Source organism: Collinsella sp. TF05-9AC, from assembly GCF_003438495.1.
In the GTDB taxonomy this organism is placed as follows: domain Bacteria; phylum Actinomycetota; class Coriobacteriia; order Coriobacteriales; family Coriobacteriaceae; genus Collinsella.
Window position 1 is genome coordinate 1 of record NZ_QSSH01000047.1, and the last position, 11,322, is coordinate 11,322.

The window sequence follows — 11,322 nt, forward strand, 5'->3', positions numbered from 1 at the left end:
GCGCGAAGCACGCGGTTGACAAAACTATAGAGACACGTCCCAGAAAAATCATCGACGAACGTCCTACTTTGCGCTGGTGAGGACGCCGGTGGTGTCGAAGGCCGGGGTGAAGCTCTCGTCTACCGCGCCGCCCTCTTGCCAGAACATCGTCGTAAAGCCCAGGTCGTCGGCATGGTCGAGCACCTGCTCGTACTCCTCGCGCGTCACGGCGCGTGCCAAGTCGCCGCCCTGCTCGCGCATAAGCGCATTGGGCGTGTACTGGTTCATGACCGAGATCGGCACATCGCCCACCGTCTGCCACACTAGGTCCAGTACGCGACACGAATCGTCCGCATGCCCCGGAAGCACCAGGTGGCGCACGATGATGCCGCGCTTCATGAGCCCGTCCTCATCCACCAACTCTCCCCCGCGGCGCTCGATCTCGCGCGCCATCTGGGCCAGACCCGACACGGCCACGCGCGGGTAGTCCTTAATATGAGAAAGCGACTGCGCAAGCCCGGCATCGGCATATTTAAAGTCGGTGAGCCACACATCGACCAGGTCGCCCAGCGCCGCCACGGCACTCGCGCGCTCATAACCGCTCGTGTTGTAGACGATCGGGATGACCAGCCCGCGCGCCCGTGCCGCGGCAATCGCAGCCGGCAGCAGGTGCGCGTAGTGCGTCGCCGTCACCAGGTTAATATTGTTCGCACCCTGGTCCTGAAGCTCCAACATAATCTCGACCAGGCGCTCGGGCGAAATCTCAAGCCCAAAATTACCCGTCGAGATCTCGTGGTTCTGGCAATAGACACATTTGAGCGAGCAGCCACTAAAGAAGATCGTGCCCGAACCGGCCTCGCCCGAGATAGGCGGCTCCTCCCACATATGAAGCGCCGCACGGGCCACCTTGAGCGTGTCGTTAGCACCGCATACGCCGTGCGCGCCCTCATCGCGCGCCGCACCGCAACGTCGCGGACACAAATGGCAGGCGGGCGAAAAAAGTTCGGTCAAGGACGTCGGCATAAAAACATGCTCCAAAACAACGATTCAGCAGCTCAAACGCAAAAGGGCAAACCGCACAGACGGCTCGAGCCCAAGGCGCCGTAATCGTCCGACACGATTTTTGTAATGTCAAGACTGGAATCCACAAAGTACCGCTTTATGATGTAGGTATTCCGCCCCCCGCGGAGCAACTGGGTGAACCGTCGCGTTTATTTAGGGAGCCCACACAGTCGTACCTAGTACAGGTATCCTTCGTTGTTAAGGACGCTGGAACAGTCGATGAGGGCACCCACCTGTTTTAGGTGGGTTCATTTTCGTAACGTGGGGGGTGGTTTTCTTTTGCCGAAAATCGCCATTGCAAATCCCGCCCAGATCCCCAAAAGGCACCAGGCAGAACCCCACCATCACTCGAATATCTGGTAAGCACGTGATTATCGCCCCGTGCAATTCCTCACACCCTCCTTGGTCGAGTATCATGGGTCAGCTATACCCTTTGCGGCGTGGCATCCTTTGACCTTTTCCTTCGACGCTTGGCGGTTTATCGATTCATGGTTTCCTCCACGAGCTTCATACCGTACCTGTGCGTGGCGGTCGCGGCTTTTATCACGACCTTCCTTGCGGTGCCCCTGGTCAAGCGCCTGGCAATCAAGCTCGACGCCGTCGACTATCCTTCCAAGCGCCGCATCAACACTAAACCCATCCCGCGCATGGGTGGCACGGCGGTCTTTTTGGGCCTCGTCGTCGCCTGCACCGTGCAGATCCTAGGCACCTGGTACCTGGGCTGGCCGCCCGTTTTGGTGCCCCACCCCCGTCTGCACATCAGCTACCCCATACTTGCGCTTTCTTTTACCGTTATCTTTGCGACCGGCGCGATCGACGACGTCTTTCAGCTCAAGCCCAAGCAAAAGCTGGCCGGCCAGGTCCTCGCCGCGCTCATCGCCTGCGTGGGCGGCCTAAAAATCGGCGTCATCGTCAACCCGTTTGCCCCCGGCGAGATCATGCTCGGCTGGCTCGCTTACCCCATCACCGTGGTCTACCTGGTGGCGTTCACCAACATCATCAACCTCATCGACGGCCTTGACGGCCTGGCAACGGGCATCTGTGGCATCGCATCGTTCACGATGTTCTCGATGGCCGTTCTCTCGGGCCGCATCGATGCCGCCGCGCTCTCCATCGCGTTGTTTGGCGCCTGCTTGGCCTTTTTGCGCTACAACTTCAACCCCGCGAGTATCTTCTTGGGCGACTCGGGTTCGCTGCTGCTGGGCTTTGCGCTCGGCTCCATATCGCTGCTCAACGTGAGCCGCACCGCCGCGCTCACCTCACTCATCATCCCGCTCATCGTGGCCGGCGTGCCCATCATCGACACGTTTAGCGCCATCGTACGCCGCAAGCGCGCCCACATTAGCATTGGGCAGGCCGACAAGGGCCACATTCACCACCGCCTGATTCAAGAGGGTTACAACCAAAAGCAGGCCGTGCTGCTCATCTACGCCTGGTGCATCATGCTTTCGGCCGGCGCCGCCGCCATCAATCAGGTCGAGGTTCCCATGCGCGTGCTCATCTTTACCGTGCTCGCCATTGGCTCGGCGGCCTTCGCCAAGCACCTGCACCTGTTTGAGCCCGTGCTGCGCCACCATTACAACAAGCGCACGCACGAAGACGAGCTGGTAACCCCCGACGACCCCGCCTTTAAGCAGGAGGAGCAGGCAGCCGAGGAACGTAAGGAAGAGCGCCACCACAAGCTCTAGGGTAAGCTGCCGAGGATGTGCCCAGGCACCGTTGGCCAAGTGCAGCCGCGCCGCACCCATCGCGCAAGCCGCCACTCTTCCGCCCCTCGCCTGCTTACGCCCCGCCCCTCCAATAAACGCGTTATCATCTTGACCCATGAACATACGTTAGGAGCAATCATGCCAAACGAGAACAGCTACGAAGTCGCGTTGCAAAAGAGCAACGCCATTCGCGAGGGCCTGGCCAAGACGCCCGAGAAGTTCACCATGCTTACCGGCGACCGCCCCACCGGCCGTCTGCACCTGGGCCACTACTTTGGCACCCTCAAGGGCCGCGTTGAATTGCAGAACATGGGCGCCAAGACCAACGTGCTCATCGCCGACTACCAGGTCATCACCGACCGCGACACCACCGAGCACATCCAGGACAACGTGTACAACATGGTCATGGACTACCTTGCCTGCGGTATCGACCCCGACAAGACCATGATCTACGCGCACTCCGCCGTGCCCGCCGCCAACCAGCTCATGCTGCCGTTCCTGTCGCTGGTGTCCGAGGCCGAGCTGGCGCGCAACCCCACGGTTAAGGCCGAGATGGAGGCCTCGGGCCATGAGCTTACCGGCCTTCTGCTCACCTACCCGGTGCACCAGGCCTGCGACATCCTGTTCTGCAAGGGCAACGTGGTGCCGGTCGGTCGCGACCAGCTGCCGCACATCGAGCTTACCCGCACCATCGCCCGCCGCTTTAACAACCGCTACGGCAAGGTATTCCCCGAGGTCGACGCGCTGCTGTCCGAGACCCCGCTGCTGCCCGGCCTGGACGGTCGCAAGATGAGCAAGAGCTACGGCAACGCCATCAACATTTCGATGACCGCCGAGGAGACGGCCAAGCGCATCAAGAAGAGTCAGACCGACTCCGAGCGCATGATCACGTTCGATCCCGAGAACCGTCCCGGCGTGTCCGGCCTGCTTTCGACGGCCGCCATCTGCACCGGCCGTTCCGAGGTCGAGATTGCCGAGGAGATTGGCCTGGGCGGCTCCGGCCAGCTCAAGAAGTACGTGACCGAGGCCGTCAACGAGTACTTCGCACCGATCCGCGAGCGTCGCCAGCGCTATGAGAACGATCTGGACTATGTGAAGGACGTACTGCACGAGGGCAACCGCCGTGCCAACGAGATCGCCGAGCAGACCCTGGCCGAGGTTCGGGACGCCATGGGCATGGTGTACTAGACCGATTTGCTGACTTGAGCTTTCGATTGCTATAAGGCGGGCGCTACGGCGTCCGCCTTTTTTGGTGCCCGACCAACCGGCTCGGCTCCGCCCACTGCACTCCCCCGATAAACGGGAACGGGCCCGCCAGCAGTCAGTTGCCAGCGGGCCCGTTCCCGAAGTACACCGTTGAATCGCACAGAGGGGAGGAATGCGAATCAAACTCAACAGGGCAGGCTTTTTCATCGCCTATTGCCTGCTCCGTTGCTGAATACAATATAGTTCACCGTGGTTTACTTTCTGACGGCAACGTACGGCCCCACACCTTCTCCATAAGTTAGCCCCGGTAAACCTATCAAAAAGGGACAGGTTTATTTTGGCAGGTTTTATCTGGGGAAATGTCAGCGATAACGGCGTTCCACCACGATGGGTACAGGCACCTTTGTGGTGGTTTTGGACACGGCAGAACTGTTAGAGTCCGGCAGGCCAGCGACAGGCGCCCAGATTGACGTGCATGGGATCGGTAAACGTCACGCCCTCCCCCAGTAAGAGCTCACGCTGAGCATCGGGGCCGCCAAACGCAAAGCCCTCACAGATACGGCCGTCGGCAAACACCACGCGATGACAGGGAATTTGGCCAGGACGTGGGTTGCTATGCAGCGCATAGCCCACATAGCGCGCGCTCCGCGGACGACCGGCGAGCATCGCCACCTGACCGTACGTGGCGACCATCCCCTCGGGAATCTGCTCGACTACCTCGTACACCCGCTCAAAAAAGCCCTCAGATGCCATCGCCTACCCCTTTCCGCCCGCAACAGCATAAAGCACAAATGATCCCTTGGGGACGGCAGGGTTGTAGATCATTGAGACCTCCGCGCGGCCGATGGTCCGCAACCCCGCCGTCGCTGAGGGATCACATGGCATGGCAGGCAGTGTTTGCCCAGATAGAACCTGCCAAAATAAACCTGTCCCTTTTTGGGAGGTAAGTTAGTTGGCGGGACGGAAGAAGGCTACGGCTACGGCGCCGGGGCCCACGTGGGTGCCGATGGTGGCGCCAATGGTGTGGATGGGCAGCTCGCCCTCGGTGTGTCCAGCCCACAGCGCGGCGCTGTCCTCGATGTACTTCTTGAGCACGGCGTCCGAAAGGCCCGTATAGCCGAGCGCCAGCGGCATGGAAAAGTCGACGCCGCCCGCCTTTTCGACCTTCTGGTTGAGCAGGTTGCGGCCGTTCTTGGAACCGCGCGCCTTGCCCAGCTGCACGATCAGGCCGTCCTCGGCGGCCACAACGGGCTTTACGTTGAGCAGCGTGCCCACAGCGCCGGCCGCAGCAGACAGGCGACCGCCGCGCACCAAGTACTCCAGCGTCTCGAGCAGACCGATGACGACCACACGGTCGCGCACGGCCTCGACAGCCGCCGCGATCTGGGCAGCTCCACACCCCTCGTCCACCAGGCGCAGGGCATACTCGACCAGGACACGCTCGCCCAGGGTTACGTTATTGCTGTCTACCACGAACAGGTCGCCGCCCGGCGCCTCGGCAAGTGCAGTACGGGCACTCTGATTGGTGCCCGAAAGCTTGGCGCCCACGGTAATAATCACAGCCTCGTCGCCGGCCTCACGCGCCTTGGCAATAGCCTGCGAAAACGCGTACGGGTTGACCTGGCCGGTCTTGGGCAGCTCATCGCGCTCCACGAGCATCTCGTAAAAGCGTTGGTGATCGATGTCGACGCCATCCATGTACACGTCGGTGCCAAAGGTGACGGACAGCGGCAGAACACGCAGAGCGGGGTGCTCCGCCGGCGTCATATCGCTTGCGGAATCGGTAATAATGCGGACGGACATAACGAATCCTTTCTTGCGCAGGTCTCGCGCAGGGAATTTAGACAGCAATGCCCCGGCGCGGCATACGCGCTCAAACGGGACTATGCAGTTGTTAATGGGAAACAAATGCCTTGGCGGCCTTAGATCTCGCGCAGGGTGTTGAGAATCGTACGCAGCGACGCATACATCTGCTCGCGCTGCTCCACACCCATGGCCCTACCGGTGGTGTCGAGCACGTCATGGATGATGCGGTCGGCCTCGTTCATGCTCTCGCCACCCAGCGTGGTCAGGCGAACCGGTGCGCGGTACTTGACGGCAGCATCGCCCGAGTCATCAACCTCGACAAAGCCGCCCTCCTCCAGGTGCGCCAGCGTGCGCGAAACGGCAGCGCGCGTCACACCGGCCACGCGAGCCAGGTCGGCGCCGGTCATGCCGTCCTTGCTGCGCTCCAGGTAGTACAGGCACATGACGTCGGAGCCCTTGAGGCCCAGCCTTGCGCCCTCGGACGTCTTGATACGCTGAATCTCCTTGTAGAGCCCGCTAATCAGTCCGACAAAATCCTCAAAACGTGTCTCGTCGTTCTGCTGCATGGGAGACGACCGCCTTTCGCTTGCATGATGCTAACGGGTAAACATCTTAGCCGCATGTCCGAACCCCCGTACCCAAATATCCCAATTGTTAACCCATCAACATAAAAACCACCACAAAGGGGACAGGCACCTTTGTGGTGGTTTGGGGCATCAATAGGTTCTAGGCGCCGCTACAGCTCCACGCAGGGATTGTCGTGAGTCACAAGCGTCTTAACGACAACCGTCGCTCCCAAATACCGCTCGAGCAGCTCGGCTAAGCGATCGATCGCGGCCTGGCAATCCCCCATCCGCTCGGGCTCAACGCACTCAATCGCCAAAAATGCGTCGGCTGAATCGTCGGACAGGGCCGTTCTCACGCCGTCGCGCCAGTTCCAGCAGCGGCACACGGCGCCCGCATCGTCGATATAGGCGAGCTCGCCGGGCAGCGTCGGATCGTCCGCCTCCTCGCCAAGCGGCAAGAACGCATCGCCACCGTCGGTCACCTTCAAGCGAAGGTCTCCCTCAATCGCATGCAGATCCTCGCCTCCCACGGGCAGCGCATAGGTCAACGACACCGTGTTGTAGATGTCCACCGCGGGCGTAATGTGGCCCACCGGCTTGCCCTTGAGCACGCGCTTGAGCAAGTTCTCGATCGAGCAGCGGGCGCCCTTCTTGGTCTTGAACAGGCGATACGCCTCGCGCCATGCCTTGACCGACGCATTCTCGCTGATGGTATCGCTCGTCAGGTGGCGCTCCGCATCGATGTTGGCGCGGTCAAGCAGCGCGGCGATCGCGTCCACGTCATCCTGGGGAATCTGAGCCGCGGGCTTCATGCCCTTTACGACCACGACGCCGACCGCCGCCTGCGGAAACAGCTCCCAAAAAGAATCCTCGGCAATAAAGCCCTTCATACGCTCTCCCTTCACTGTGCGCCCCCGAGCGAGGGCGTCTAAACAAAAAGCGCCCTCACGGCGGCCACCTTCAAAGTCCTACGGTGCCGCCACAAGAGCGCTTACGCTGCCCCCATCCGGAGAAGGGGACGATATGTCAGGCGTATTGTAACCCGAGTCATCCACGCGAGCAAAACCACCACAAAGGCGTCTGTCCCCTTATGGTGGTTTTGGATCTGAGGCGACGCTAGTGGCGGAGTCCCAGCAGGCCGCGGCCGCGATGGCGGGCCTCGGCGGACACCTGGGCGTGCGGGCCGGCGGCTTTGACGGACTCGGGCAGGTGCGAGTACTTCTTCTCGAAGTTCTCCTCGAACATCACCGCCAGGTTGTGCGCGGCCTCGTCGTAGCGCGCAGTGCTCTGCCAGTACTGGCGCGGCACCAGGATGCCGTCGGGCACACCGTGGCACGTGGTGGGAATGTCGACGTTAAAGATATCGTCGTGCACGAACTCGCTGTCCTCGATGGTACCGTCGAGGGCGCGGGCCACCAGGGCGCGCGTGTAGGCAAGCTCGATGCGATGGCCCACGCCATAACCGCCGCCAATCCAGCCGGTGTTGACCAGATAGACGCGGGTGCGACCGTCGGCGATACGCTCGCCGAGCATCTTGGCGTAGACCATAGGGTCGAGCGGCATAAACGGCTCTCCGAACAGCGAGGAGAACGTGGGCGTGGGCTCGGTGACGCCGACCTCGGTGCCGGGGATCTTGGCGGTGAAGCCCGTCACAAAGTGATACATGGCGGCGTCGGCCGTCAGGCGCGAGATGGGCGGCAGCACGCCAAAGGCATCGCAGGTCAAAAACAACACGACGCTCGGGGTGGTGCCCATGCCCTTGGTCCACGCGTTGGGGATATGCTCGACGGGATAGGCCACGCGCGTGTTGTGCGTGATCGAAATATCATCGTAATTGGGCTTGCGGCCCTCGTCGAGCACCACGTTTTCGCAGATGGCGCCAAAGCGAACGGCGTTGAAGATCTCGGGCTCGTGGAACGCATCCAGACCCTCGCACTTGGCATAGCAGCCGCCCTCGATGTTGAAGATGCCCATGTCGGACCAGCCGTGCTCGTCATCGCCGATCAACAGGCGCGTGGGGTTGGCCGAAAGCGTGGTCTTGCCGGTGCCCGACAGGCCAAAGAACACCGCGGTCTCGTGCGTGACGGGATCCATGCTGGCCGAGCAATGCATGGGCAGCACGTCGTCCTCGACGGGCAGCAGGTAATTCATGACGCTGAAGATGGACTTTTTGATCTCGCCGGAGTAGCCGGTACCCGCGACCAAAATCACGCGCTCCTGGAAGTTGATGACCACGGCGGCGCTGGAGTTGAGGCCCTTGATGGCGGGATCGCACTGGTAGCCCGGCGCGGCGAGCACGCAGAAGTCCGGCTCGCCGGTGCGCGCGATTTCGCGGGCGAGCGGGCGGGCGAGCATCTGCTTAATGAAGAGTGCCTGGCTGGCACGCTCGCAGGCGACGAGTAGTCGGCGCGTGTGGTTGCGGTCGGCGCCGGCCATGCCGCGGGTGACGAACACATCGCGCTCGTTGAGATAGTCGACGATGCCGGCCTTGATGGCCTCGTAGCTCTCAATCGAAAGCGGGCGGTTGACGGCGCCCCAGGCGATCTTGTCGTGCACGTCGGGCGTGTCGGCGATAAAGCGGTCGTTGGGCGAACGTCCGGTACGCTCCCCCGTCTCGATCACCAGTGCGCCGTTGGAGGCCATGCGGCCTTCGTTGCGGCGGATGGCATGCTCGACGAGCTCGGCTGCCGGCAGGTCAACCAACAGGCGGGGCTGGTTCTCGGCGGGGTCTTCGACCAGCGTAATACCAAAATTGGACAGAACTTCTGCAGGGGTAACACCAGGCATGGGGCCTCCTTTAAAAACGCGACACGTGGACGCGGCGCGCACTTTACTCACGTAAAGCCCGTTGTACCCGATATGCAAAAACGTTTTTGCGGCAACGACGAAGCGCCCGCCCAACGGTCAAAAATCGCACGCAAGCGGCCTGGTCATTGGGGACGTTCTTAAATGACTAGTCGTTGGGGACACCCTTGAACAGGCAACAGCCAAGGTGTGTCCCCAGATGCCGGCACATAAGGAACGTCCCTAAGTGCCGACTACTGAATGGCGCCGCCCCAATTATTGAACAACCTGTTCAAAAACACGAATGGACACCACCGCGACTATACTAGAGCGCAGTAGGAGAAAGGAACCGCCTTGAGTATCACGCCCCTCGATAGCATCCGCCGCGCCATCGCCCGCCGCAATGGCGTCGCCGACCCCGCCGTAGCGGGCAGCGGCACCGCAAAGGCCCAGGGCGGACGCATCGAGAATGGCCTGTTCCCCGCCTCCCACACGGCCGAAGAGCTCGCGCGCATCCAGGAGCTGAGCCAGCGCAACGCCGGCGGCCCCGACAGCAGCCAGGCCACGCGCCGTCGCCGCGAGCGCGATCGCGAGCCTGGTCCCATCCACCGCATGGTCAACGCGTGGTGGAACCGCCTGCTCGGCGCTGTCTACGGCGGCGGCTTCTCCACGCAGGAAGCCGAATACGAGGAGCACGCCACCCGCCGCGACTATCTCTGGAATACCCTGGGCACCGCCGTGTGGGGCATGGCGTTTCCGCTGCTCACCATTGTGTCCACGCAGCTTGTGGGCGCCGAGGAAGCCGGTAAGTTCTCCATCGCCTTTGTCACCGGCACGCTCATCATGATCGCGTGCAACTACGGCGTGCGCAACTTTCAGGTCTCGGACATCGACGAAAAAACCTCCTTCGCCTCCTACCAGCTCAACCGCTGGCTTTGCGGAGCGCTCGCCCTGGGCTGCGGCCTCATGTACAGCAGCGCCCGCGGCTATGACGCGCAGATGGCGACGATCGGCCTGGGCGTCTACCTGTATAAGGTGATCGACGGCGTGGCGGACGTGTACGAGGGCCGCCTGCAGCAGGCCGATAAACTCTACTTGGCCGGCATGAGCCAAACGCTACGCTCCGTCGGCGTCATCGCGGTCTTTAGCGTGGCGCTGTTCCTTACGCGCAGCATGCCCATCGCGGCCATGGCCATGGGTGTCACCGCCATCGCCTCGCTCGTGCTGGTCACCGCGCCGCTCGCCCTGCTCGAGACCGAAAAATCGCGCCGCGTGAGCCTGCGCGAGGTCGGCCACCTGTTTGTCCAGTGCGCTCCGCTCTTTGGTGCACTGTTCCTGTTCAACCTCATCGAGAGCATGCCCAAGTTTGTGATGTAAGGCACGCTGGCCTACAAATACCAGCTGTACTTTAATGCCCTGTTCTTTCCGGCGCAGGCTATTTTGCTGAGCATCGGATTTGTCTATAAACCGCAGCTTTTGCGTCTGTCGAGCATTTGGGCGAACCCGCGAAAACGCCGCCGTTTTGACTTGATTATTATTGCTGTTATGGCGCTGATCGTGGCCATCACCGGCGTGTGCGCCGCATTTATGGCAGGCCCCGGCATTCCCCTCATGAGCTTTATGTACGGCCTCAACTTTGAGCGCTACCGCACATTAGCGCTGCTGATGGTCGTCGCCGGCGGCGTAACCGCGGCCATCGATTTTATCTACGCCATTATCACGGTGCTGCGTCACGCCGGCGACGTCACCAAGATCTATCTGGTCTGCTTCGCCGTGAGCGTGGTGCTGCCGGTAATCCTTATCAACCTGCTGGGCCTGACGGGCGCCGTCGTGAGCTACCTGACGATCATGTCGCTACTGCTGGTGCTGCTGATTATCGAGTACGCCCACATCCGCCAACGCATCGAACGCGACCGCAACCCCTACGGAGCGTAATTAGCTGCCCCCGGCCACCGGAATTCGCGGTGGAATCACCCCGCTGGGGTCTCGTTGCGAACAATATGCATCACGCAAAACTAAGTGAGTAGACTTTTACCGAATCAACGACCACACCGACGAAGCGCAAGTCTGTGACCTGCGGTTTTATTGAGGCAAATATGTTGGGTGCTCGGCATTTCCAAAAAAGTCTACTCACTTAGCCAGCGGGCAGCCAAATGATTATTTAAGGCTCTGTTAGACCAGGATTGACATACATGTGTCCCCACGGTGCC

General features: G+C 61.3%; 10 protein-coding genes. 4 read left to right on the forward strand and 6 right to left on the reverse strand.

Annotation, left to right across the window (positions count from 1 at the left end):
- Window positions 1–63: 63 nt before the first annotated feature.
- The gene (locus DXC52_RS09350) at window positions 64–1,002 is read right to left on the reverse strand and encodes a radical SAM protein (protein ID WP_117747032.1); all 939 of its coding nucleotides are present in this window, start codon (window positions 1,000–1,002) and stop codon (window positions 64–66) included.
- Window positions 1,003–1,529: 527 nt separating this feature from the next.
- On the opposite strand from DXC52_RS09350, the gene DXC52_RS09355 reads away from it, so the two are divergent.
- Window positions 1,530–2,729, forward strand: a complete 1,200-nt coding sequence (locus tag DXC52_RS09355) for a glycosyltransferase family 4 protein (RefSeq protein ID WP_117747033.1) — start codon at window positions 1,530–1,532, stop codon at window positions 2,727–2,729.
- Window positions 2,730–2,888: 159 nt separating this feature from the next.
- The gene (gene trpS, locus DXC52_RS09360; protein ID WP_117747034.1) at window positions 2,889–3,938 is read left to right on the forward strand and encodes a tryptophan--tRNA ligase; all 1,050 of its coding nucleotides are present in this window, start codon (window positions 2,889–2,891) and stop codon (window positions 3,936–3,938) included.
- Window positions 3,939–4,388: 450 nt separating this feature from the next.
- On the opposite strand, the gene DXC52_RS09365 is transcribed toward trpS, so the two are convergent.
- The 5 genes from DXC52_RS09365 to pckA all read right to left on the reverse strand — a co-directional run bounded on the left by DXC52_RS09365 (window position 4,389) and on the right by pckA (window position 9,115).
- On the reverse strand, window positions 4,389–4,709 hold the full coding sequence (locus tag DXC52_RS09365) for an MGMT family protein (protein WP_117747035.1): 321 nt from the start codon (window positions 4,707–4,709) through the stop codon (window positions 4,389–4,391).
- A 195-nt stretch (window positions 4,710–4,904) separates the two neighbouring features.
- Window positions 4,905–5,759, reverse strand: coding sequence for a DegV family protein (locus DXC52_RS09370; protein ID WP_117747036.1), 855 nt, complete (start codon window positions 5,757–5,759; stop codon window positions 4,905–4,907).
- A gap of 119 nt (window positions 5,760–5,878) precedes the next feature.
- Window positions 5,879–6,328, reverse strand: coding sequence for a MarR family winged helix-turn-helix transcriptional regulator (locus DXC52_RS09375; protein ID WP_117747037.1), 450 nt, complete (start codon window positions 6,326–6,328; stop codon window positions 5,879–5,881).
- Window positions 6,329–6,498: 170 nt separating this feature from the next.
- Window positions 6,499–7,218, reverse strand: a complete 720-nt coding sequence (locus DXC52_RS09380; protein ID WP_117747038.1) for a B3/4 domain-containing protein — start codon at window positions 7,216–7,218, stop codon at window positions 6,499–6,501.
- A 226-nt stretch (window positions 7,219–7,444) separates the two neighbouring features.
- Entirely contained in the window at window positions 7,445–9,115 is a 1,671-nt protein-coding gene (gene pckA, locus DXC52_RS09385; RefSeq protein WP_199409512.1) for a phosphoenolpyruvate carboxykinase (ATP), read from the reverse strand.
- 351 nt (window positions 9,116–9,466) lie between these two features.
- Between pckA and DXC52_RS10305 the strand changes: the two genes are divergently transcribed.
- Window positions 9,467–10,489 (forward strand): lipopolysaccharide biosynthesis protein, encoded by a 1,023-nt coding sequence (locus DXC52_RS10305; protein WP_233504925.1) that lies wholly within the window; start codon window positions 9,467–9,469, stop codon window positions 10,487–10,489.
- 150 nt (window positions 10,490–10,639) lie between these two features.
- Entirely contained in the window at window positions 10,640–11,047 is a 408-nt protein-coding gene (locus tag DXC52_RS10310; RefSeq protein ID WP_233504926.1) for a hypothetical protein, read from the forward strand.
- The last annotated feature ends 275 nt before the right edge of the window (window positions 11,048–11,322 follow it).